The following is a 21,910-nucleotide window of genomic DNA, read 5'->3' on the forward strand; positions in this document are numbered from 1 at the left end:
CGCTATCCAAGAGAGGATGCTTTACGAATTTCCAGCAGCTTGGCGGAGATGTCCCAGCATTAGGACGGGTGATTTAGCATGAGGAGCGTTCGTAAGAGCGTCATTAGGAAGGCCAATCGGGAAATAAAGGGGAAATTCCGCTGGAAGGCTCGCGCTGCGTACCTAATTGCTGTGCTGGTCACGATCTTGTTGGGTTTGGGAAGCCGGGTTTACTCCTCCCGGTTGCCTGAATTCGTTGCTAATCACTTTGGGGATGCCTTGTGGGCGTGCATGATTTATTTGGGGCTGAGAATGTTGTGGGTGAATCGTCAATTGTCTGTAGCCCTGTGGGGCAGCTTGCTGTTTTGCTTCGCCATTGAGTTCAGCCAGATGTACCAGGCTCCCTGGATTAACCACATTCGGGCAACGACGCTGGGCGGCTTGGTGCTTGGGAAAGGGTTCCTGACCGCGGATCTGATCAGGTACACGGTTGGCATTGTGGTATCCTGGGCGCTGGATCAAGGTTGTCAAAAGCTGGCGGGGAGCAATACACGTAGAGACAATGACAAACCACTCAAATAACCTGAAAAGCGAGGGTTGCGCTTGAAACAAAAGGGAAAGCGTCACAGGTTGTTCGGTAAGATGATTGGATTATGCGCAGGGTTCAGCTTGTTGTTTGCAACCATACTTATCCCAGGGCAGGCACTGGCCGAAAGACAGCTTGCGGCGCCTCTTCGATTTGACTTTGGCCCTGGGAACGTAGCTGACGGCTACACCCAAGTCACTGCCAAGGATGTTTACACGCCTGAGCGAGGCTATGGATTTACCGATCTTTCCAAAGTGAATGAAGAGGATCGTGGTGGAAGTGATGCTATACGCTCAGATTTTGTTCGTGTTCAAGGATCATCATTTGTTGTCAATTTACCACCTGCGGATTACACGCTTTCTCTAATTGCCGGAGATACTGCCGGAAACACAGACATTACGGTTAAAGCCGAGTCCATCGTCAAGGTAGAACCTACTACCAAAACAGCAGGACAATTTGTCGAGGCTGGATTTGAACTTGCACTCATCGATGGTCAGCTCGAATTGTATTTCTCAGGTAATGAAGCGAAGATTAACGCTTTGGTTATTACTCCAAAGGATGCTCGAACGGCTGGAGAACATCCTTCGGTATACCTTGCGGGAGATTCTACGGTTCAAACCTATAAATCCGCGATGAAGCCTCAGGCGGGCTGGGGGCAAATGATTGCTCCGTTCTTCACAGATGAGCCTATATTTGTGAACCGTTCTATTGGTGGACGAAGCACGAAAACCTTTCTGGTACAAGGGCGGTTAGATGATATTTTACGCAATATCCGTCCAGGAGATTATCTGCTCATACAGTTTGGGCATAATGATGCCGCGATCAACAACCAAGAGCGTTATGTTTCACCCGCGGATTACAAAGTTTACTTAAAAACCTACATCCAAGGAGCCATCCAACGCGGTGCAACACCTGTGCTAATTACTCCTGTTGGCCGCCGGGATTATGATGCGGCAAGTGTCTCGTTTCGAATTAGTTTCCCGGAATATGTGCAGGCCATGAAGGAAACAGCATCGGAGACAGATGTTGCACTGGTCGATCTTAGCCGCTTGAGTGTAGCGTACTATGATACACTTGGCCTCGAAGGAACACTCCCGTTATTTTTACACTTGGAGCCAGGGGTGTATCCTGCATTTCCTGATGGAGTGAAGGATGATACACATTTTCAGGAATACGGTGCGGAGCAAATAGCTCGGCTGGTAGCCCAGGGGATCCGTGAGCTGAATATTCCTTTATCCTCTTATGTACAGACGGAGGATTCGCAATAAAACATTATTTCCATAGTCATGGTATACTTAGAAAATAAGCTGGCCCTACCCAAAGATAGCATTGCTTAGGCTTGGGTAGGGCTTTAATGTTCTGGATCTTAAGGAGGAAGCGCAGAATGACAGTCGCTCAACTTCATAATCTTATTAACGATCAACTCCTGTACAATCAGCATCGGAGTTTATTTTATATGCGCGAGGGTTCTGTTCTGTTAGGACCTTCAACGGAAATGACGTACTGGCTGACGCAGAGAAGCTCGGAACTGATCCTCATGCTTCAAAGCTTGAAGCGCCAGCAGACGTATAACGCTTTTGTGAAGGATGTAGCGGCTAAAATACTGTCCCAGTTTGTAAATACCAATCAGTATCTACATTTTCACACAGATCATGCGAGGGAGCTTACGGAGCTGTATGATCGACTTTTCACCCGGATTGAAAAACTGTTTCAGAAGAAATTTATAGATAGAGCAACCCTGGACTTGCTGCTTCAGCAGCATTACGGGCATTTGAGAGATTTTTTAACTCGTACCAACGGACGTGAAATGTTTGCTAAGTATGCAGAGTGTGAGTATACCTTTTGGATACCTTGTGAGGAGTATACGCCGGAGTTGCAAGCCAATCTACTGGGATTGGACATTGCTCGTTTGCAAGAGCCTGTTCTAGACGTTGGTTGCGGATCTGAGGCACGGTTAGTTACTTATTTACGCGCCTGTGGAATTGAGGCTTACGGAACAGATCGGTTGGCTGAAACAGAAGGTTGTGTCACTCAAGGAGATTGGTTAGAGATCACCTTTGGAGAACGTACATGGGGAACGATCGTTTCACATATGGCATTCTCCAATCATTTTATACATCATCATCTGAAGGCAGATGGTAATATTCATGAGTACGCTCGCAAATATATGGAATTGCTTAGAGCCATTCGGCCAGGAGGGAGTTTTATTTACAGTCCGTGCCTTCCATTTATGGAAGGGCTTTTGGATGTTCGAATGGGTTATCAAGTAGAGTATATCCAGTCATCAGAAGGTTACAGGGCCACGAAAATAACGCGTATACATTCATAAGCGCGAGTAGTAGTCTATTCATTTGTCAGATTCATTCTTAGAATGGTAGTATAAGGATAGATATTACTCTATTTGGGATTCTGTTAATGATAGAGATTCTCATGACGCTAATTTGACACCCTTAGAGGATGTCATTAGCAGTATGGCTGCACTGAATAATAATGATTAGCTTACGGATAACGGAATTTTCAGGAAAGATTAAATCATATTTTCCTAAAAGCCGATATATGGGAATGAGGCGAGAACATACTGTTATTATACCCGCCCGAAAATGGAAGTATATAATTTGGGTTAGGAGAGTAGAAGAAGTGTCAGATCTGTATACGAAAAAAGAAGTAGAAGATTATGTAACGAACGTGGTTTTCGAACGACCTTTAGGTGTAAGCATTTCAGCCATTTTATTGATCTTTAATGGGGCACTTCTGTTGGTGACCCAGCTATTGACGCTTAATGCATTAAATGAGGCTTCTACGTTAGTAGGCATTTGTAGGGGCATGTTTCAAGGATTTATCGCGTTACTCGGTTTGGCAGGGACGACTGCCGGTGTCGGTATGTTATTTGGTAAGAAGTGGGCTTGGTGGCTGGCAGTATTTTATTTTACATATGAGACCATGCGTTATACGTGTGCAATTCTGTTTATTCCGGATATCCCTCCAACGTTGGGCGGTGTACAGCTAAACCCTGCTCTATACTACGTAAAATATGGTATGCGTATTATTTGGAATTTGTTGTTTACGTTGTTCATGTGTCGTAGTAAAGTCACAGGTTTTTTTCAAACAAGTGGAATCAGCAAGTGGAGAGCATGTATTGTATTATTCTTCATAAATGGAGTGATGGTTGGGATTGGCTGGTGGCTGATAAGGTAGGTTCTTCGATGTAAAGGAGGAGATGGATAATGTCAATGGAAACGTTTCCGATTTTAGAAACCGATAGGCTTCGTTTAAGACAGCTTACAGTAGGGGATGCGGAGGATGTGTTCGGCTATTTTTCCAAGGATGAGGTCACACAATATTATGACTTGGAAAGCTTTACAGAGGTAGAGCAAGCCGAAAAATTTATTCGTTCGATGCTAACCAGATATGAGAAGCAAGAGGGCTTTCGTTGGGGGATTACGTTAAAAGAAGCTCCTGAGCGGATCGTGGGTACAATTGGATTTCATAACTGGCAGAAGAAGCACTCCCGTATTGAAATCGGCTATGAGCTGGCACCGGAATATTGGCGGCAAGGTCTGATGACAGAAGCGATGAAGGTGGTCGTGAATTATGGCTTTCAATTGCCGCAGGTTCACCGTATAGAAGCCTTCATTGATCCAGATAACGAAGGCTCCAAACGGCTGCTACTCAAAAGTGGCTTTACTAAAGAGGGTCACCTGAGAGACTATTTTTATGAAAAAGGTCAATTTGTCGACGCTGTTATTTTTGGATACCTTCGGGAAGAGCATCCCGTGGATCGGTAAGTTTACAAATACCCTTTGTCCCCGTAAGGCTGGAGTCGATCAAGCCAGGTCTGCTCCAGCTTTGCTAGTGCATCTTTGACATCAAAGAACACGGAGTCCTTTTTCTTCAAAACGTCCAGCACTTCAAATTCAAACGAATCTTCGCCATACTCATTCCATTCCTGTTGTAGTTGTTTATTCTTAAATCCACCCATGTTCAACTCAAAACGCCGTCCATTCAGCGACTTTAAATTCAGCGTTGAAGAGACGAAAATTTTTCCATTATGTGTATTTCGAATGCAATAGATTCCTGCCTCTGTCTTCATCTCCATGTACTGCTGCACCAATTCTTTTCTTCGATTCATTGTCGAATCCTCCTATTTGAGCATTTTGCATAAATCCCAAGAGCATTTTCAAATCAGCAATGTATAGATCGAAACGATTTAGTTCGTCTATATATTGTACCTACGAGCGTTGGGAATCGAATTATGCAAATTGCTGATTTCATAAGCGCCTAGCTTCAAGATTCCTTCAACCAATATTCACTGCCATCCGGCTTACGATCCAATAGATTGTATTCAATCATATATCTTCGCACCGTGACATAATCGTCATACACTTCCTGTAAAATCGCATTGATATCTTTCTCATGATATATTTGTCCCTTTACAAAACGGTCCGCAATTTCACGCAGCACAATCAGCTTGTGTTTTTCTTGCATTTTAAAGGTCTTTAGGCGTCCGTCTGTCCCATTCGGAAAATACTTCGTGAGTACCTTTTGCCGCTCGTTTTCCGTAATGTTGTAGCGTTCGTCCACCATCCGTGCTCCTATGGGTACTTCTACAATGGCGGGAGCGTGGCGGTCCTTCTCCTTTAGCAGCTCCATTAATGTGAGAAATACCTTGGCCTGCCGTTCTTTTTCTTTGAGACCAAAGCGATGATTACGTATAGTGGATGCGCTGCCGATTCCAGTTTCCTTTTGAATATCCGCATCGCCCATGCCTTGATAAAATAACTGAAGCAACCGATTCTGATGATCCGTCAGTCCAGTCAGCTTTTTGTCCAAGCCGATCAAATAGTCAAAGACTGAACCATACGTCCGCTCAATATGAAGGCGCATGTACCTCTCGGCATCATAAAATACCCCTTGATCCTGATATATAATGCCTTGCTCAAATCGCTGTCCGTCCAGCAGGCAAATGACCTGCTCTTCTTGGCGAATATATCCTCGCTTCAGTTCTTCGATACCAGCATTCCAGAACAGTTCGGAATGATCCATTTTAGCAAACACCTCAATTAAATGATGATTATTTTATAGACAATATAACATTTTGTTTATTTTAAATCAATGAGTGGATATCTCTTTAGGGTCTCGACAATGTTCGCTATATACAAAAGAGACATAGGATTGTTATCATATGTAAATTGTTGAATTGCATTAAGACTGGATAGTTGCTATATATTGTAATAAGGTGGGGTGGTAAACTATGAACAAAATGCGTTTAGAAGAAGTCATAGAAAGTGGAGATTTAAAGGAAGCGGTAAGGATTATAGAGGAGATAGGTGAAAAGCTTGATCATACATTCACTCCAATATTATTGAGATATTTAGCAACGACGGATAGTGTATTGCTAAGAAATGTAATCGCCATTACGTTAGCTGATCTAGGAGACAGTGAAGCGGTGTTGCCTCTTATCGACTTGTTAAGAAATCCAAAGACCAAGGGGAATAGGGGAACACTGTTATATGCTTTAGAATTTTTTGATGTATCTACTCATGTTGTGGAGCTGGTAGATTTACTGGATGATACCTTTGAAGCGAGTAGACAATCCTATCAATTGATAAGTAACGTGCAAGATAAAATCTCCGAGGCTCAAAAGGACATATGTAGACAAATGATAAGAAGAAAGCTAGCCGATTATAAAAACAAATATAAGCGTGACTTTTTGCTGGAATCTTTAGAACTTTTTACATGATTCTTTATTAGAGAGGTTTGGTTGGAGTGCTGAAAAAAGCTGTTTTATTCGTGATCATCATTGTTATTGCATATACAGTTGTATCCATTACAACAGGAAGCCCGATAAAAAGAGTCCAATTCCGGAGCAATGTTACTGACTATCTACATAAAATGTACACTATGAACTGGAAAATTGACTCAGTAGATTATGATTTTAAAAATGATAAATTTATAGCTAATGTGAGCTCTGGATTAGGGATTTCTTTTTTGGTGGAAGAAGACTATTATGGGCAAATGATGGATAACTATGCCTGTTCTATTTGGATGGATGAGGTAAAAACAGCCGTGACCAAAACAGTAAAGGAAGTTACAGGATCAGATGCAGAAGTGATAGTAGATATATATAGTCTTGGAAGTCATACTATAATATACCGCAATGAAATTCCAAGCTATTCTACTGTTAGCCGAGCTTTCTCATCAAACGCTACAATTCTTATTAAAGGTAACTTTTCAGCCACTCATTATCTTCAAGAGATGTTGGAAATAAAGCAGTGGATTGTTGAAAAGAAGTATGATGCTTCGTTAACATTTAAGTCCGAGAAGGGAAAAATTTATTTTGCAATACCTGCAGAAGATCTAAAAAAGATAAGAAGTGTAGATGACTTTAAACCTTATTGGCTTCAAATTAATTGATTATTGCTCTATTCCGAAATGCTACATTCCTTAAATTTATTGTGAGGAGGTATAATATAGAATGAGGCCGAGATTTGCTGTCATTGACGATGAAAGTGGGCTCACAGTTGGTTATTGTAGAGATGTAGTTGGCTTAACGGGTGATATCATTGTCGAAACGTATGAAAAGGTCAATTTTGATCAATTTGTATTTAATGAAGAATTCATAGAAAACATAATGAAGTTAAAACAATCTATATACAACTTGTACATTGCTATTTTAAATGATGAAGAAAAAGTGATTGGAAGCTATTATTTTCATCTATCTGAATCCTACATAATCCATAAACTAAACTACAATAAAGGAAACTTCAATCTGGAGTTAACAGGTATACTTGAAACGAAGCCCTCCCCTGTGGAATTAAGATTATGGGAGTTTTTTAAGGGTGATAAGTCGCTTGAAAATAATATATGGCAAGGCTTTTCTAAAGAAGAACGGTCCGGGTGGCTAAACGTGACTAGAATACATTCTGCATCTAATCATTTTGCCAGACTGGATAAACGAGGAGAAGTCTACACCTTGGACGGCGAATACATATCTGATTTTACAACATTTTTCATAGCACTTGGTGAAGCGATTAATGGGCCCGGAGGGTACTATGGATTTAGCTTGGACAGTATATCGGACTGTCTCTGTGGAGGTTTTGGGACAGTAGGACCGTTCACGATCCATTGGGAAAACGCACATTATTTGTTGGAAAGATTCGAGGAAGAATGGGATCAAGAAGAGAGATGTTATGGATTTTCACCACAGCAATATTTTACGGATCTTCTAACGATCTTAGTATCAGGTGGTGTTACCGTGAATTTTTCTCGAGTTAAGATAGCAAAGCAAGAAGGGAATTTTTGAAATGAAATATAAATTAATGCAACTACCTTTTGTCATGAAAGAATACTCTGAAATGAGTAAAAACGAAGCTAAGGAACATTTTAATTGGTTTAAACAACAAATACCTTCGCGTTTAGAGCAACTTGGCGCATTTTCACAGATACATCTGGATTATAGTGATCGTTCGCTAATAGATATTTGGGAATGGTATCTAAGGAATGTGCAGATTCAAAGTAAAAGTGCTTCAGAATTAAAAGAGGAGCATTCAGAGACTGAAGAATGGTTGAAGAGCTATATATATGAGAATAAACTCGACACAAAATCCCAAGCTTTTACATTGGATATTGCCATTTATCTAGGTGAGGTTGTAAAAAGTAATCACAGTGCGTTGGATTGGGGAGTTGTTTTTAAACCCAAGTCGTATGTTAGCCTTAATCGCCCTGTTATCACTGGTTTGACTAAGCAAAAAGATATGGATGTGATCATGATCGTAACGAATAAAATGTTTGCAGTATTAAAGGGACAACGTAACCCTAATGCTTTATTTGACATTTATCATACATGGGAAGAGTTTATTTGAAATCGTCGATAGGAAGGGATTACGATGATCGAAATCAATTGAATGGGAAGATCGGTAAAAAAGTATTTTGAATATTATACAAAGAACAGAGAGCCGTAAGCATGTTAACGGCTCTCTTCGTCGTCTTCTGGCAAGTATTCGATCAGTTCACCAGGGAGTACACCAAGGGTTCTACAAAGTGTATTCAAGGTTGGAAAGTCAATTCGGGCGTTTGCGTTGGAGGCCAAAGCTTTAACCGTATTCCTATTAATTCCCGTAATAGAAACAATATCTTTCTGTTCTAGTCCACGGTCTTTCATAATTTTATCAAGAGAAAATCTAATCACAACAATTCCTCCAAAAGTAATCAAGTAAACTAGTTGACAAGTGTAGGTTAGGGATATATATTATGTAAATAAGTAATCTAGTTAACAAGATTATAAGTAAACTAATTTAATGCCTTCATAGTATCAAAATGATTTAAAATTAGCAACAGTTACTATTTTGATAATTCTAAACAAATAAATGCGTGAGGAGGGGGAAATAAACGGAAGGGATCTAGTCTGTATCATCCTCTACATACTCGATAACATCTTGAACATGGCAGTCTAGAGCTTTACAGATTTTATCTAGCGTATCAAATTTCACACCGTCTGTTTCTTCGTTGTAAAGTTTGGTGATTCCGTTTCTATGTAATCCAGTCATGCGGGAAAGCTCAGCAATATTTATTCGTTTTTCGCCCATAATACGGGAAAGATGAATCTTTATCATATTTTCCTCCAGCTAAATGCATTCTATAGTGTTAAAAAGCAACATCAAAGTATTGACAATAAACACTGTTCGATGTATTTTGAAAACAACAAAAATAACACTGTAATGTGCATTTGGTTTATTGAAATGTTATTTGTGAACGTCGTAGTAATATGCTTATCGTACCAAAACGTTTTACAATTAGCAATTAATTATCGTTCAACCACCTAGTTTGAAAAACTACCTGTAGAAGAAAGTATATTGGCAAATAAGAAACTTTGAACAAAGGAATGGAGCGAGGATATATGACAGAATGGGTAATGGGATTGGAACGGGTATCCATGGTTCAGGGGCCATATGATTTACCTTATATGTATGAGATATGCGAGGGGATTCTGTATGACCATCAATACTTCTTTTACCTCGAAAATGGCATACTGTGTTTGCGCCATGTGAAGAAGGTGGAGCAATCATATCATACACATCTTTACCTAGATGGAGAGAGCGGAGGATTGCAACTGGCAGAGGGTGTACAAGGGGAAGTTATGCAAGTTGTCACGGAGATCATCGAACGCTTACGCGCTAAGGATGGACTGACATTTTTATTCGATGAACTGCTGTGGCTACATGGGAGGGCCCCATTGAATTAAACCTTTTCAATAAGAAGGATGAAGTGACCCCGAGTGGCAGACAACTTGCTACGAAATAAATGATTCTTATGCTCTATATCATGGAACTTGTAGAAAAAAATTATGATTTCAGTGAATGTACCAGTTGTTGACTGATAAAAATGAGCGGATACCGAATCAATATGGTCAATTCCACCACAACAGCATCACCAGAGGGAGTAAATCCAAAATCACCTCCCAATAATATGTTTTGCTGCTGCTTTGATGAAGGAAATTCCGGTTCATCCAAGCCATAATGTTCTTTGAATCTCTCTTTCGTTTCATGATCTATGACAAGGTTATCCTGTGCAAAGGTATAGCACATAGGAACACTTAACTGTATTAAAAGAAGTAATGCAACGGGTATAAGCACTTTTTTGCTTTGCATGGTTAGCTCCTAAGATCTCTGTCTTTGACCTCTTAACTTTTGTATCTACCATAATGAAAACAACTTAAAAATGCAACGGAAGAATGAGAAAATAATCCCTTTACAGGATTTTATGACCAGAATATAATAGTAAATAACAGCATCGATCTACATACACTGGGTTATCGGGGTATAGCGCAGCTAGGTAGCGCGCACCCTTGGGGTGGGTGAGGTCGTGGGTTCGAATCCCGCTACTCCGATTTTTATCAAAATGTCCTGCTGATGCAGCTAATGCGTCTGCCGGGCGTTTTTTTTTGAATATTACATACCCTATCGCTCTTGTCTCTACTGGGTTTTGACGAGCTAGTCGTATGCAACGAATGTATGTACTTGTGGAGCATTTGAGAGGAGATATGGATAAAGCCACCTCTGCATTGGATTCGGAGGCAGAAGTGGCAATTCAACAATCGTTGGCGGAATGGTCTGCTGTATGACTTTTTTAATTTGCCTATAAAGATTCCTGAAGGGCTTTAGAAGGAGTGCTGTAATCAGCATAACGGGGAAGCACAATAGTGTAGTATATTCCTACAATAACGGTACAGACCCCAACTAATAAAAACAAGAGCTCAATTGGAATAAATGAAGGGAAGCTTACAGCAATGAAACCTAATGTAAGAGACTGGGACAGCATCATTAACGGATTAATCAAACCTTGCACTCGTCCCATCATTTGAGGATCTACAATACGAGGAAGCCATCCTCCTATACCAATGTTAATGAACGGAAGTATCAGTGCAATGACAAAGTTGATAATCAGAAAAGCATAGAGGTGGTCAACAAATCCAAGTGTGCACATACCCATTCCGGCTACCAGAACTCCCGCTGCAATCATTTGGTGTAGCTTTAGCTTGGCGGAGATGAGAGATGCGATTAGGGTACCAAGCAACACACCAGCTCCAAAAATAATACCTGTCCATACCATATACTGCTCATAGTTGTCTGGAGCTAGCTTATATTTAAGAATAAACATCGGTAAAACGCTAAAACCACCATTTAAAATACCGAACATAAAAAAGCCTGAAACCAACCAAAGCAATAGTCTGTTGCGTAATATGTAAAGAAACCCCTGTTTAAAATCGATCATGACAAGTTTGAATTTTAATTGTTTGAATTGATGTGCTCCGTTCGGAAGGCGTACTTCCTTTGGAATTTTGCAGGAACGAATAAGCAGTGCAGACACAATAAAAGAAACAGCATCAATTAGGATGGCTCCAGTAATTCCAAAGTGCCAGTAAACGACGGCCCCTAGAGTTCCTCCAAATAACATGAAAAGACTCCCCATCATTTGGTTGAGGCCTGCGGCAATGGTGTAATCCTCTTCGTTTAATATCCCCTGTATAATGGCACTTTCGGCTGGAAAGAAAAATTTGGAGGCAGCACTACGGATGAAGAGGAGGGCAAATATCAAAGGAATCGAATCGACCCAAATAAAAATAAGCAAACATAAGGATAAAAAAGCGCTGATCCAGTCACAATTAACAGCAATTTTTTGTCGGTCCATCCGATCTGCTAGCACTCCAACCACGAGAAATACTACCAGCATCGGAAGCGAATACATTAACTCGGCAAGCGTTGCATAGTATGGCTGATTGGTAAACCGTTTCAACAAATAAAACATGAATGCAGTAACCCCGATAATTCCTCCCATTTGTGAGGCGAAGGTTGCCAGAAAAAACCTGACATAATTCTTGTTTCTGAGTACTTGTTTTAATCCAGTCACAGTTCCATCCCTTTCGCTTTCAAAGCGGTTTTTAGATGCCTAATTAAAATAATAGTGAAAAGTAGGAATATTGTACAGAAAAGTGACTTTAATGTCACTTTAAGTTTGAATTTGCATCGTATCGGACCCTCTACCTTTTAAATTCTGCTGTTAACGTAATCATATTGGGGTGGACTGGGAAGTTGTTTTCAAAATGGTTTGGCGTAGTATGAGAGCAACATAAACTTAAATAACCAGCCGTCGGTTGATATCTGACGGCTGGTTATTTAAGTTGCCAGGTGTTTGAGTCTGACTCACAAATGGGTGTCAGTCTTCAATCTTAATGAAGCTAAATCCTCGCCATTTGTAGTGATTACTTTTTTATACCAGTCAAAGCTTTTCTTCTTTTTGTGGAATGGCCTCTTTTAATTGTCCGATATGTTGTCTGAAATAATCAATACGGTAATCGTCTATAATGAGGGTGTAAGAATTACAGAATAGCCCGATTCATCTCATTTACGCATGGATATGTTGAGAAAAAGGAAATGCTCATAGCTAGAAAACTTTATACAATGGAAGAGGAATAAGAATTGTGAAATTCGACTTTTGATGAAGGATTTCATATAATGTGAGCATATTGTGAACAGCTTAAATTGAAGACTTAATAAAAAAATGAAAATGATTTCCGTCCAGCTATGAATTTCAAAATTTGACGGAGGGAACGAGATGACAATGGAAGAGAGCAGCAGACAGGTACCTTGGCAGGCGTATTACGGACCTAATCTAGGTTATGTGCAGGACCAGTATGAAAAGTATGTAGCGGACCCCGGAACAGTTGATCCGGCTTACCGCGAGCTGTTTGATCAATGGGGTGAGCCGCCACAATCCGAATACTCGGCTGCTTCCATGATAGACAACAAATTGCAAGGCCCCCCCACAAGTGCTTTGGGGCACCTTGACTCGAACACATTGCAGAAAGCGGTTACAGCGGGGAAAATGGTGTGGAATATCCGTGAATACGGACATTTAGCCGCCCAAATCGATCCGCTGGAACTGGATGCAGAGCAGGATACACGCCTGCTTAATCCAGCATCTTACGGTTTAACTGAACAAGACTTAAAGGCTTTTCCAGCCTCTTTAATATGGGATAACGCTCCTGCGGGAACACTTAACGGATGGGAAGCCATTCAACGGTTACGTGTAGCATACACGGGTCCGATTGCCTATGAATTTAGTCATATTCATAACGAGGAGGAACGCCGCTGGCTGAACAGCTATGCAGAATCCGGCTGGTCCTCCAAGCCACTCACAACACAGGAACGCAAGTCGTTGCTGGGCAGATTGGTAGAAGTAGAACAGTTCGAAGAGTTTTTGCATAGAACATTCGTCGGACAGAAACGTTTTTCCATTGAGGGTAATGATGTGCTTGTCCCTGTACTCGACGAGATTATTCGTCTAACCACAAATGCAGGAGCAAGTCATGTTCTGATGGGTATGGCGCATCGCGGCCGTTTGAATGTACTGGCTCATGTGCTGGGCAAACCTTACAGTAAAATTTTCTCTGAATTTCATCATTCGCCGAATAAAGATTTGATCCCGTCGGAAGGTTCCACAGGAATTAACTACGGCTGGACTGGCGATGTGAAATATCATCTGGGTGCTGATCGTTTTGTAAAAGATGGGGGAGCGGTGCAGGCCCGTCTGACATTGGCGAATAACCCAAGTCACCTGGAATATGTGAATCCAGTGGTACAAGGATTTTCACGAGCTGCACAGGAAGACCGCAGTGAGGCTGGTTATCCGAAGCTGGATGTGAGCAAGGCAGCTACAATTATTATGCACGGTGATGCGGCTTTCCCAGGTGAAGGTATCGTGGCAGAATCACTTAATTTCACCAATTTGCGTGGCTTCCGTAATGGCGGCACGGTCCATATTATTGTGAATAATCGTCTGGGTTTTACGACGGAAAGTGTCGATTCCCGTTCGACCCGTTATGCCAGTGATCTGGCTAAAGGCTATGAAATTCCAATTGTGCATGTGAACGCGGATAATCCCGAAGCTTGTATTGCAGCAGCACGTATGGCTGGCGAATACCGCAATCGTTTCAAGAAGGATTTTCTGATTGATCTGATTGGTTACCGTCGTTATGGTCACAATGAATCCGATGACCCGGAAACAACACAACCGCTGGTATATCGTAAGGTGAAGAATCATCCGACGGTGAGCAAATTGTATACTCAAAAGCTGATGAAGCAGGGGGTTGTGGATGAAGCGTTTAGTGCCGGCCTCATTGAAAAGGTCCAAACCAGACTGAAGGAAGCGCATGAGCATGTGAAGAATCAACCGGAACAAGAGCCGGAAATGACTCCTGTGAAGGCGAAAAAGAATCAGAGTTCTATGGTACGTACTGCAGTGGAATTGAAAAAGCTGCGCCAAATCAATGAAAACTTGCTCAAATGGCCACAGGCTTTTCATGTATATCCGAAGCTGGATCGAATTTTACAGCGTAGAAAAACCGCTCTGAACGAGGGAGAAAAGGTAGATTGGAGCTTGGCGGAGACGCTGGCTTTGGCCACCATTCTCGCAGACGGCAAGCCTATTCGTATGACAGGTCAGGATGCGGAGCGAGCTACATTTGCTCACCGTAACCTCGTGCTGCATGAGCCTGAAACAGGCCGTACACATTGCCCGTTGCATACATTGCCAGAAGCACGTGCTTCGTTCAGTATTCATAACAGTCCATTGTCCGAGGCATCTGTCCTCGGCTTTGAATACGGCTATAACGTGTATTCTCCTGAAACGTTAGTGATTTGGGAAGCGCAATTCGGCGATTTTGCCAACTGTGCACAGGTTATTTTTGACCAATTCATTTCTGCGGGCCGTGCCAAATGGAGACAGAAATCGAGTCTGGTGATGCTGTTACCGCATGGTAGCGAAGGACAAGGACCAGAGCACACGAGCGCACGTCTGGAGCGTTTTCTCCAGTTGTCCGCACAAAATAACTGGACTGTCGCTAATTTGAGCAGTGCCTCTCAGTATTTCCATCTGCTGCGCCGTCAGGCTGCATTAAGCGAAAGTGAGGAAGCCCGTCCGCTTGTGATGATGTCGCCGAAGAGCCTGATTCGTAATAATCGTGTCGCTTCGCCTGCTTCTGAATTCAGCGAAGGAGCGTTCCGTCCTGTGTTGGAACAGCCGGGTCTGGGTGCACGTCCGGATCGTGTAGAACGCATTGTACTGTGCAGTGGCAAGATTGCCATTGATCTCGAAGAAGCATTGGAAAAGGATAAGAATGAGGCAGAAGAGCGTCTGCATATTATTCGTGTGGAGCAGCTATACCCTTTCCCGGAAGAGGAAATTCGAAATATTTTCGGCCGCTTCCCGCATGTTAAGGAGTTCGTATGGGCTCAGGAAGAACCTAAAAATATGGGGGCTTGGAGTTACATTGAACCTCGTCTGCGGAATGTAGTGCCACAGGGAGCGGAAATTCGTTACGCAGGCAGACCAGATCGTTCAAGCCCGGCCAGCGGTTATCAGCAAGTACACAGCCTAGAACAACAGCGAATTATTCAATCGGCGTTGAAGCAGGATTCCAAAAACAATATTACACTTGGGAGGTAGCGGCTGTGAGCGATATTATAGTGCCAGCAATGGGAGAATCCATCACGGAAGGAACAATCTCCAAATGGCTTGTGAAGGAAGGGGATTCCGTAGGACAGGGAGATGTTCTACTGGAGCTGGAAACCGATAAGGTCAATCTGGAAATTAGTGCGGAAGAAGCAGGTGTGGTCCAGAAAATCCTTCGTCAGGAGGGAGATACTGTGGTCATCGGTGAAGCTGTTGGCTTGATCGGAAGCGGCAGTGGTGATGCGGAATCAACCGGTGCTGGAGAAGTTGCAGCGACTCAAGCGCCTGAAGCACCGTCCGTAGCGACTTCACCGTCTTCCGTAGGAGGCGGCGTTAAAGCAGAAGAAAAGTCTGCACCGCCTATTTCATCGAATGGCGACGGGAATGGCCAGACCGCATCACCATCCGCCCGGAAGTTGGCGCGTGAGCGCGGGATTGATCTTGAACAGGTACAGGGAAAGGACCCGCTCGGACGTGTTTTCCAGGAGGATGTAAAAACGCATAACAGCGCTGAAGTGTCACGTGCAGCATCTGTACCTGCGTCTCCCGCTACTAGCAAGCCTGCGCCTCCGTCTCCAGCACAAACGGAGTACAGCAAGCCTGTGGAACGCCAGCGGATGTCTCGACGCAGAGCGACGATCGCTAAGCGTCTTGTTGAAGCACAGCAAACAGCTGCCATGCTCACCACTTTTAATGAAGTGGATATGACTGCCATTCTCGATGTGCGTAAACGCCGTAAAGATAAGTTTAAGGAAAAACATGATGTAGGTTTGGGCTTTATGTCCTTCTTTACAAAGGCAGTGGTTGGTGCACTCAAGCGCTTCCCTACCGTGAATGCAGAAATTAATGGCGATGATATCGTACTGAAAAAATACTATGATATCGGGATTGCTGTATCTGCCAAGGAAGGTTTAGTCGTGCCAGTTGTAAGGGATGCTGATCGTCTCGGCTTTGCTGAGATCGAGAAGAGCATTGCAGATTTGGCTGGCAAAGCTCGCTCCAATTCACTTTCTCTGGCCGACTTGCAAGGGGGAACTTTTACTATAACCAATGGAGGTATTTTTGGTTCCCTGCTGTCTACGCCGATTCTCAATACGCCGCAAGTGGGTATTTTGGGAATGCATAAAATCCAACTTCGCCCGATTGCCATCGACGAGGAACGAATGGAAAATCGTCCGATGATGTATATCGCGTTGTCCTACGATCACCGGATTATTGATGGTAGTGAGGCGGTTCGTTTCCTGGTAACGGTTAAAGAATTGCTGGAAGATCCAGAATCATTGTTACTGGAAGGATAAAATAAAGGTAAGTGGATCTTCTCTTTACGTGTATGACAAAAGCAGACTCTTGCGAGTCTGCTTTTTTTCCTGCATAGTTATAACATAAGGCAACTGATATGACAGGCAGTAGATGTAGAGAAGGGCGGGAACTGTTTTGGATAAAGACTTGCGCTATCCGATAGGATCATTCGTTGTTCCAGATACCATTACAGAAGAACAGCTTATCGCATGGATTCACGACATTGCTGAATTGCCTGCACAGCTGCGTCAGGCGGTCGAAGGATTGAATGAGCAGCAGCTAAATACGCCTTATCGCGAAGGGGGCTGGACGATTCGGCAGGTAGTTCATCATGTGGCAGACAGCCATATGAACAGCTATATCCGTTTTAAGCTGGCACTGACGGAGGATACACCTACGATCAAGCCATATGATGAGGGGCGTTGGGCCGAAATACCAGACGCCAGGGAGCTTCCACTGGAACCCTCGTTGCAATTGCTAGAAGGACTGCATGAACGGTGGGTGACCGTGTTGCGATCGTTGGGAGAAGATCAGCTACACCGATCGTTTATTCATCCTGAATCGGGCCAGACGATCCGCCTGGAACGAAACATCGGCATCTATGCCTGGCATGGCAAACATCATACAGCTCATATTACTTCCTTGAGAGAACGAAATGCATGGTGATTTTTAAAACTATACCCGAATGAAATATAAAGGAATAAAAAGAAACCTTCAATCCCACTTTAATCGTGGTTTTAAAGGTTTCTTTTCTTATTTCCTCACAAGGCTGATGACTTGGGCGAGTTTGATTGTTCAGGTGCCTCGGAGGCTCCAGACAATGCGGAAACAGAGGTCACCCCTGTGTTAACATGACGGTCGAGCCAGTCTACGATGTCACTCATCACCTCGTCGCGGTTTGTTTCATGCAGCATCTCATGGCGACCGTCAGGATAGAGGCGATACTCCATGTCCTGAAGCTCTAGGCTTCGATACATTTCCACTAGTGACAACACACCTTTACCGAACAAACCCACTGGATCACGATCCCCGGCAAAAATATAAACTGGTAGCTTGGGATTGATGTGTTTCAGCGAGGAAGGCCAGTGGATTTCTTGCAATAGCCTGAAAAAATCCAGAAAAAAGCCTGTCGTGCAAATAGCTCCACATAATGGGTCATGTACGAACTGATCTACTTCCTCAGGATCACGGGACAGCCAGTCAAACGCCGTACGCACTGGACGAAAGGCGCGGTTAAAGCCGCCAAAGACCATAGCGTTGAGCAGCATGCTGCGATGATCCATTCCTTGCAGCTTGGCTTGCAGTAGAGCAACTTGCTCTCCGAGCTTTAGGAGACCACGTCGTCCGTTGGTTCCCGATAAAATAAACCCGTGATACGTTTGCCTATCATCATACATAATTTTCTGGGTTAAAAAGGACCCCATGCTGTGACCCAGCAAAAAACGAGACTGATCAGGGAATTCCTTAGCCGCAATTTCGCCTAGCTCCAGCATGCCGTTTGCCATTCGATTAAACGCATTAGCTCCCGGCATACCCAGCTTATCAGGATCACCAGCCGTGCGCCCGTGACCGATATGATCGTTGGCATACACACCATAACCGCAACCAGTAAGCTTTTCGGCCAGTCGAATGTAGCGATAGGATGTCTCGCACATACCATGCGAAATTTGAACAATCCCCTTAATGGGCAAATTCTGATCAGGCAGCCAGCGGTAGGCAAAAAGCTCTGTTCCGTCATTTTCAGCGATGGTGAAGGTGTATTCCCGCATAATTAGACATCACATCCTTTAAGCTTTAAGGAAGATAAGATCTAAGTACGGTCATTCCGTCATTCAGCGTGTAACCGCTCAGGTTAGCAGGCAACAGGAAGCAATCTCCAGCTTTACAGGAAAGAGACTCGGTATTATTGTTCCATGTTATGGTCCCACTGCCTTCACAAATCACGAGAATGGTGAAGCTGTCTTCCGTTGTAGAAAGTGCCCAACTTCCATCTACGATACCCTTTTCCACAACAAAATACTCACAGGCAGCCAGCTGGAGCCATTTTCCAGGCTGTAAGCCGTCCGTTTTCATCGTTGTTGCACCTGCACCCTCGTAGGAGGTTACATTGAGGGAATCCTCGATATGCAACTCACGAGGCTTGCCGTCTAGTCCGGGGCGATTGTAGTCATATAAGCGATAGGTAGTATCCGAATTTTGCTGGATTTCAGCAACGACAACGCCTGCACACAGTGCATGTACGGTTCCGGCGGGAATGAAGAACGTATCGCCTGCTTCGACTGGAACCTGGCGCAAACTGCCGAGGATGTCCCCACTTTCAAGAGCTGTGCGCAGACTCTCGCGAGTTACACCTTCGGTCAGACCATAAATAATCTTGGCATCTGGCTTGGCATCAAGCACGTACCACATTTCAGTTTTCCCTAATTCTCCGGCTGGAAGTCCTGCGTAATCATCTGTCGGATGCACCTGAACGGATAAGTCATCATTACAATCCAGTAGTTTAATCAAAAGTGGAAATCGTCCGCCTTTTTCCGATACACCCTTGGCCCCGAGCCAATCCTGCCCGTAGGTCTCGCGGATTTCATCCAGTCCTTTGCCTGCCAGCTCACCATTGATGACCGTTGTTGTTCCGTTTGGATGATCGGCAATCATCCATCCTTCCCCGATATGTCCTTCTGGTGGGGTTAGACCAAATTGCTCTAAGGCCCGTCCTCCCCAAACTCTCTCTTTGAACTCAGGTTGAAATTGCAGCGGGTATGGCTTTAGCATAATTTCTCTCCTCCATAATGAGTAATGAGTGCGACCTAACAGAATAGGGAAATCAATAACGTGCCGCTGGGGCAATAAACTGGGATGAATAGAGCCCAAACGAGCTTGAAAAATGATATATGTAAGGCGGCTAAAAAAGCCGCTCATAACCTGAGTTTAAAATCCGACATTATTTCTTCTCAACCGCCACTACGTAAGGCGAAGCGGCTCGTTGTAATTGACGATAAATAATGCTTTGACTGCTGGAGACCGGGAGAGCTGAAGCCCATTGAAGGACGGCTTCTGCTTCTTCGCTGCCTCCAGCATGCCCTGGATAGAGTACGGCAGTCAGAATGCCGCGTGGTCGCAGCAATTGTAAGGCAGCATCAAGTGCGACGAGCGTGCTGTCTGTATGGGTGATGACAGTCGGATCGGCGCCTTCGGATGGCAAGTAGCCGAGGTTAAACATGACAGCAGCGACTTTGCCATGCAGCATGCCTGGAACGGCCTCCCGCATTTGCTCGTGACCTTGTAGCAGTAGCGATACTTCTGCTAATGAAGGCGAAGCGTTTTCTTCCAGTCGACGACGGGCGCAATGCAGTGCTTCTTGCTGGATGTCGAAGCCATAGACACGGCCCCGTTTGCCAGCAGCTTTTGCCAGAAACAACGTATCTGCTCCTGTGCCGACGGTGGCATCTATAGCAATATCACCTGGCTGCACCCGCGCAGCCACCAATTGATGAGCGTAGCTCAGGACGGATAGGAACCCCATTTAAGGTTGCCTCCAGTATTTTCCCTGCCACGTTTCACGTGACTTCAGTTCATGATCGATGGCATTAAGCACTTCCCATTTTTTAAGCGACCACATGGGTCCCACTAGCAAATCGCGTGGGGCATCTCCGGTTAACCGATGAACGATCATTTCGGGAGGTAAAATATCCAGCGTATCAACTATCAGCTTAACGTATTCGTCCTTTTCCAGAAAGCGTAGCAATCCCGCTTCATACTGCTTGACCATGGGCGTTTTGCGCATGAGATGCAGCAGGTGGATTTTGATGCCCTGCACATCCATAGCCGCTACTGCACGTCCCGTATCGAGCATCATTTCATGCGTCTCTTGGGGCAGACCATAAATAATGTGGGCGCACACGCGGATATTCCGCTTGCGCAGCTTTTCCACCGCATCCAGATAGCATTGAGTATCATGAGCACGGTTAATCAGCTCTGAGGTCGATTCATGGACAGTTTGCAGACCCATTTCAACCCACAGGTACGTGCGTTCGTTTAGCTCGGCAAGGTAATCCACTACATCGTCAGGCAGGCAATCAGGACGTGTAGCGATGGACAGACCGACAACGCCTGGCTGCTCCAGAATAACCTCAAAGTATTCTCGCAGTTCCTCAACGGGAGCATACGTATTAGTGTAGGCTTGGAAATAGCCAATATATTTGGCGTTTGGCCATTTTAGATGCTGCCGATCCCGAATCGTATTGAACTGGGTGACCAGATCATCACGACGACGCCCAGCAAAATCACCCGATCCGCGTGCGCTACAAAAGGTGCAACCCCCTTTAGCGATGGAACCATCGCGATTCGGACAGGTAAAACCCGCATCCAGCATGACTTTGAACACTTTATTTTGAAATTGCTCACGCATTTCGTAATTCCAAGTATGGAACCGTTTATCTCCCCACAGGAGAGGAGCAGGCAATAAATCTGTTTTCATGGGTGTACTCCTTTTTTTACGATCACCCTATTGTAACAAAAATCAGTCTTCATTGGGAATCATTTGACCGAACAAGTCAATAAAATGTGCGGATTTTATGGCGTTGCGGATTGAAAAAGGTTACACAATGTGTTATATTGTAAGCGGTACCAGACATACAATAAAAGGACTGTTTTCGATCCTGAAGATAAAAGTTATCCGTTGCTAATGATTATTCTTCAGGGAGGCAGCTATGCTGTTTCTATCGCCTGTTTTAGGGTAAGTGCACGTCGGTTCCATCACAAATAACCCGTGAGGTGATCTTTTATGAATGCGCAGGATAAGACGCGTATGGATAAAGTTACTGTTGAGTTAACCTTTGATGAGGCGTTGGCATTGACTGGTGTCCGTTTTGGGCAGGATCGTCAGATTGGAACGACCGCACGTCAAAAAATCAGAGCGGCTTGCCAAAAGACAATTGATTTTTCACCTGCTGATGGGGTAGACTATGAACAATTAAATTAGTTGGACCCCAATCCAAATATATTGAAAAAGGAATTTCATTTCCGTATCTTCAAGCGGGG

Annotated in this window: 25 protein-coding genes and 1 tRNA gene; 16 read left to right on the top strand and 10 right to left on the bottom strand. The window is 43.9% G+C overall.

Annotated features, from left to right (window positions below; all coding sequences use genetic code 11):
* Positions 1-78 precede the first annotated feature (78 nt).
* From NSQ58_RS20970 to NSQ58_RS20990, 5 genes are all read left to right on the top strand, one after another.
* Positions 79-561, top strand: a complete 483-nt coding sequence (locus tag NSQ58_RS20970; protein ID WP_279831658.1) for a ribosomal maturation YjgA family protein — start codon at positions 79-81, stop codon at positions 559-561.
* Positions 562-621: 60 nt separating this feature from the next.
* The gene (locus tag NSQ58_RS20975; protein ID WP_341058558.1) at positions 622-1,833 is read left to right on the top strand and encodes a rhamnogalacturonan acetylesterase; all 1,212 of its coding nucleotides are present in this window, start codon (positions 622-624) and stop codon (positions 1,831-1,833) included.
* A gap of 116 nt (positions 1,834-1,949) precedes the next feature.
* Positions 1,950-2,894, top strand: coding sequence for a class I SAM-dependent methyltransferase (locus tag NSQ58_RS20980; RefSeq protein ID WP_341058146.1), 945 nt, complete (start codon positions 1,950-1,952; stop codon positions 2,892-2,894).
* Between the two features lie 308 nt (positions 2,895-3,202).
* Complete coding sequence (locus tag NSQ58_RS20985) at positions 3,203-3,760, top strand: hypothetical protein (RefSeq protein WP_341058147.1); 558 nt, start codon at positions 3,203-3,205, stop codon at positions 3,758-3,760.
* Between the two features lie 29 nt (positions 3,761-3,789).
* Positions 3,790-4,350, top strand: coding sequence for a GNAT family N-acetyltransferase (locus tag NSQ58_RS20990; RefSeq protein ID WP_341058149.1), 561 nt, complete (start codon positions 3,790-3,792; stop codon positions 4,348-4,350).
* Between the two features lie 2 nt (positions 4,351-4,352).
* Here NSQ58_RS20990 and NSQ58_RS20995 read toward each other — a convergent pair whose 3' ends face one another.
* Entirely contained in the window at positions 4,353-4,694 is a 342-nt protein-coding gene (locus tag NSQ58_RS20995) for a GIY-YIG nuclease family protein (RefSeq protein ID WP_341058150.1), read from the bottom strand.
* A gap of 155 nt (positions 4,695-4,849) precedes the next feature.
* On the bottom strand, positions 4,850-5,608 hold the full coding sequence (locus NSQ58_RS21000; RefSeq protein ID WP_023987737.1) for a DUF2087 domain-containing protein: 759 nt from the start codon (positions 5,606-5,608) through the stop codon (positions 4,850-4,852).
* 208 nt (positions 5,609-5,816) lie between these two features.
* On the opposite strand from NSQ58_RS21000, the gene NSQ58_RS21005 reads away from it, so the two are divergent.
* From NSQ58_RS21005 to NSQ58_RS21020, 4 genes are all read left to right on the top strand, one after another.
* The gene (locus NSQ58_RS21005; protein WP_023987738.1) at positions 5,817-6,305 is read left to right on the top strand and encodes a HEAT repeat domain-containing protein; all 489 of its coding nucleotides are present in this window, start codon (positions 5,817-5,819) and stop codon (positions 6,303-6,305) included.
* Positions 6,306-6,331: 26 nt separating this feature from the next.
* Positions 6,332-6,979 (top strand): hypothetical protein, encoded by a 648-nt coding sequence (locus NSQ58_RS21010; protein ID WP_023987739.1) that lies wholly within the window; start codon positions 6,332-6,334, stop codon positions 6,977-6,979.
* A 61-nt stretch (positions 6,980-7,040) separates the two neighbouring features.
* Entirely contained in the window at positions 7,041-7,868 is an 828-nt protein-coding gene (locus tag NSQ58_RS21015) for a barstar family protein (RefSeq protein ID WP_341058151.1), read from the top strand.
* Between the two features lies 1 nt (position 7,869).
* The gene (locus NSQ58_RS21020; protein WP_341058152.1) at positions 7,870-8,427 is read left to right on the top strand and encodes a hypothetical protein; all 558 of its coding nucleotides are present in this window, start codon (positions 7,870-7,872) and stop codon (positions 8,425-8,427) included.
* Between the two features lie 104 nt (positions 8,428-8,531).
* On the opposite strand, the gene NSQ58_RS21025 is transcribed toward NSQ58_RS21020, so the two are convergent.
* Positions 8,532-8,753, bottom strand: a complete 222-nt coding sequence (locus NSQ58_RS21025; RefSeq protein ID WP_010349271.1) for a helix-turn-helix domain-containing protein — start codon at positions 8,751-8,753, stop codon at positions 8,532-8,534.
* Positions 8,754-8,964: 211 nt separating this feature from the next.
* Positions 8,965-9,177: a helix-turn-helix domain-containing protein gene (locus NSQ58_RS21030; RefSeq protein ID WP_023987741.1), complete on the bottom strand. Its 213-nt coding sequence runs from the start codon at positions 9,175-9,177 to the stop codon at positions 8,965-8,967.
* 284 nt (positions 9,178-9,461) lie between these two features.
* Between NSQ58_RS21030 and NSQ58_RS21035 the strand changes: the two genes are divergently transcribed.
* Positions 9,462-9,806 (top strand): hypothetical protein, encoded by a 345-nt coding sequence (locus tag NSQ58_RS21035; RefSeq protein ID WP_445671679.1) that lies wholly within the window; start codon positions 9,462-9,464, stop codon positions 9,804-9,806.
* A 100-nt stretch (positions 9,807-9,906) separates the two neighbouring features.
* On the opposite strand, the gene NSQ58_RS21040 is transcribed toward NSQ58_RS21035, so the two are convergent.
* The gene (locus tag NSQ58_RS21040) at positions 9,907-10,212 is read right to left on the bottom strand and encodes a hypothetical protein (protein ID WP_023987743.1); all 306 of its coding nucleotides are present in this window, start codon (positions 10,210-10,212) and stop codon (positions 9,907-9,909) included.
* Between the two features lie 165 nt (positions 10,213-10,377).
* On the opposite strand from NSQ58_RS21040, the gene NSQ58_RS21045 reads away from it, so the two are divergent.
* Positions 10,378-10,451, top strand: a tRNA-Pro gene (locus NSQ58_RS21045).
* Between the two features lie 111 nt (positions 10,452-10,562).
* Complete coding sequence (locus tag NSQ58_RS21050) at positions 10,563-10,685, top strand: hypothetical protein (protein ID WP_256026503.1); 123 nt, start codon at positions 10,563-10,565, stop codon at positions 10,683-10,685.
* A 14-nt stretch (positions 10,686-10,699) separates the two neighbouring features.
* On the opposite strand, the gene NSQ58_RS21055 is transcribed toward NSQ58_RS21050, so the two are convergent.
* Positions 10,700-11,971, bottom strand: coding sequence for an MFS transporter (locus NSQ58_RS21055; RefSeq protein WP_341058153.1), 1,272 nt, complete (start codon positions 11,969-11,971; stop codon positions 10,700-10,702).
* 705 nt (positions 11,972-12,676) lie between these two features.
* Between NSQ58_RS21055 and NSQ58_RS21065 the strand changes: the two genes are divergently transcribed.
* From NSQ58_RS21065 to NSQ58_RS21075, 3 genes are all read left to right on the top strand, one after another.
* On the top strand, positions 12,677-15,568 hold the full coding sequence (locus tag NSQ58_RS21065; RefSeq protein ID WP_340858815.1) for a 2-oxoglutarate dehydrogenase E1 component: 2,892 nt from the start codon (positions 12,677-12,679) through the stop codon (positions 15,566-15,568).
* 5 nt (positions 15,569-15,573) lie between these two features.
* A complete protein-coding gene (gene odhB, locus NSQ58_RS21070; RefSeq protein ID WP_028542972.1) occupies positions 15,574-16,872 on the top strand; it encodes a 2-oxoglutarate dehydrogenase complex dihydrolipoyllysine-residue succinyltransferase in 1,299 nt (432 codons plus the stop codon).
* Between the two features lie 136 nt (positions 16,873-17,008).
* Positions 17,009-17,539: a YfiT family bacillithiol transferase gene (locus NSQ58_RS21075; protein ID WP_053324956.1), complete on the top strand. Its 531-nt coding sequence runs from the start codon at positions 17,009-17,011 to the stop codon at positions 17,537-17,539.
* A gap of 95 nt (positions 17,540-17,634) precedes the next feature.
* Here the strand turns inward: NSQ58_RS21075 and NSQ58_RS21080 are convergent, their stop codons facing one another.
* The 4 genes from NSQ58_RS21080 to NSQ58_RS21095 all read right to left on the bottom strand — a co-directional run bounded on the left by NSQ58_RS21080 (position 17,635) and on the right by NSQ58_RS21095 (position 21,347).
* Positions 17,635-18,642: an alpha/beta fold hydrolase gene (locus tag NSQ58_RS21080; RefSeq protein ID WP_053324957.1), complete on the bottom strand. Its 1,008-nt coding sequence runs from the start codon at positions 18,640-18,642 to the stop codon at positions 17,635-17,637.
* Positions 18,643-18,667: 25 nt separating this feature from the next.
* Positions 18,668-19,642, bottom strand: coding sequence for a type I phosphomannose isomerase catalytic subunit (locus NSQ58_RS21085; protein WP_023987749.1), 975 nt, complete (start codon positions 19,640-19,642; stop codon positions 18,668-18,670).
* Between the two features lie 169 nt (positions 19,643-19,811).
* A complete protein-coding gene (locus tag NSQ58_RS21090; protein WP_264454020.1) occupies positions 19,812-20,393 on the bottom strand; it encodes a class I SAM-dependent methyltransferase in 582 nt (193 codons plus the stop codon).
* Positions 20,394-21,347 carry a TIGR01212 family radical SAM protein gene (locus NSQ58_RS21095; RefSeq protein WP_341058154.1) on the bottom strand — a complete coding sequence of 318 codons (954 nt, stop codon included), beginning with the start codon at positions 21,345-21,347 and terminating at the stop codon, positions 20,394-20,396. It lies immediately after the preceding gene.
* A 306-nt stretch (positions 21,348-21,653) separates the two neighbouring features.
* On the opposite strand from NSQ58_RS21095, the gene NSQ58_RS21100 reads away from it, so the two are divergent.
* Complete coding sequence (locus NSQ58_RS21100) at positions 21,654-21,851, top strand: hypothetical protein (protein ID WP_013309373.1); 198 nt, start codon at positions 21,654-21,656, stop codon at positions 21,849-21,851.
* Positions 21,852-21,910 lie beyond the last annotated feature (59 nt).

This window comes from Paenibacillus sp. FSL M7-0134 (assembly GCF_038007865.1).
GTDB lineage: Bacteria > Bacillota > Bacilli > Paenibacillales > Paenibacillaceae > Paenibacillus > Paenibacillus polymyxa_B.

Excerpts from the sequence above, each read along its gene's own strand:
- NSQ58_RS20970 (WP_279831658.1), top strand. The coding sequence starts at position 79 with ATGAGGAGCGTTCGTAAGAGCGTCATTAGGAAGGCCAATCGGGAAATA.
- NSQ58_RS20975 (WP_341058558.1), top strand. The coding sequence starts at position 622 with ATGATTGGATTATGCGCAGGGTTCAGCTTGTTGTTTGCAACCATACTT.
- NSQ58_RS20980 (WP_341058146.1), top strand. The coding sequence starts at position 1,950 with ATGACAGTCGCTCAACTTCATAATCTTATTAACGATCAACTCCTGTAC.
- NSQ58_RS20990 (WP_341058149.1), top strand. The coding sequence starts at position 3,790 with ATGTCAATGGAAACGTTTCCGATTTTAGAAACCGATAGGCTTCGTTTA.
- NSQ58_RS20995 (WP_341058150.1), bottom strand. The coding sequence starts at position 4,694 with ATGAATCGAAGAAAAGAATTGGTGCAGCAGTACATGGAGATGAAGACA.
- NSQ58_RS21000 (WP_023987737.1), bottom strand. The coding sequence starts at position 5,608 with ATGGATCATTCCGAACTGTTCTGGAATGCTGGTATCGAAGAACTGAAG.
- NSQ58_RS21005 (WP_023987738.1), top strand. The coding sequence starts at position 5,817 with ATGAACAAAATGCGTTTAGAAGAAGTCATAGAAAGTGGAGATTTAAAG.
- NSQ58_RS21015 (WP_341058151.1), top strand. The coding sequence starts at position 7,041 with ATGAGGCCGAGATTTGCTGTCATTGACGATGAAAGTGGGCTCACAGTT.
- NSQ58_RS21020 (WP_341058152.1), top strand. The coding sequence starts at position 7,870 with ATGAAATATAAATTAATGCAACTACCTTTTGTCATGAAAGAATACTCT.
- NSQ58_RS21030 (WP_023987741.1), bottom strand. The coding sequence starts at position 9,177 with ATGATAAAGATTCATCTTTCCCGTATTATGGGCGAAAAACGAATAAAT.
- NSQ58_RS21035 (WP_445671679.1), top strand. The coding sequence starts at position 9,462 with ATGACAGAATGGGTAATGGGATTGGAACGGGTATCCATGGTTCAGGGG.
- NSQ58_RS21040 (WP_023987743.1), bottom strand. The coding sequence starts at position 10,212 with ATGCAAAGCAAAAAAGTGCTTATACCCGTTGCATTACTTCTTTTAATA.
- NSQ58_RS21050 (WP_256026503.1), top strand. The coding sequence starts at position 10,563 with ATGCAACGAATGTATGTACTTGTGGAGCATTTGAGAGGAGATATGGAT.
- NSQ58_RS21065 (WP_340858815.1), top strand. The coding sequence starts at position 12,677 with ATGACAATGGAAGAGAGCAGCAGACAGGTACCTTGGCAGGCGTATTAC.
- NSQ58_RS21080 (WP_053324957.1), bottom strand. The coding sequence starts at position 18,642 with ATGCGGGAATACACCTTCACCATCGCTGAAAATGACGGAACAGAGCTT.
- NSQ58_RS21085 (WP_023987749.1), bottom strand. The coding sequence starts at position 19,642 with ATGCTAAAGCCATACCCGCTGCAATTTCAACCTGAGTTCAAAGAGAGA.
- NSQ58_RS21090 (WP_264454020.1), bottom strand. The coding sequence starts at position 20,393 with ATGGGGTTCCTATCCGTCCTGAGCTACGCTCATCAATTGGTGGCTGCG.
- NSQ58_RS21095 (WP_341058154.1), bottom strand. The coding sequence starts at position 21,347 with ATGAAAACAGATTTATTGCCTGCTCCTCTCCTGTGGGGAGATAAACGG.
- NSQ58_RS21100 (WP_013309373.1), top strand. The coding sequence starts at position 21,654 with ATGAATGCGCAGGATAAGACGCGTATGGATAAAGTTACTGTTGAGTTA.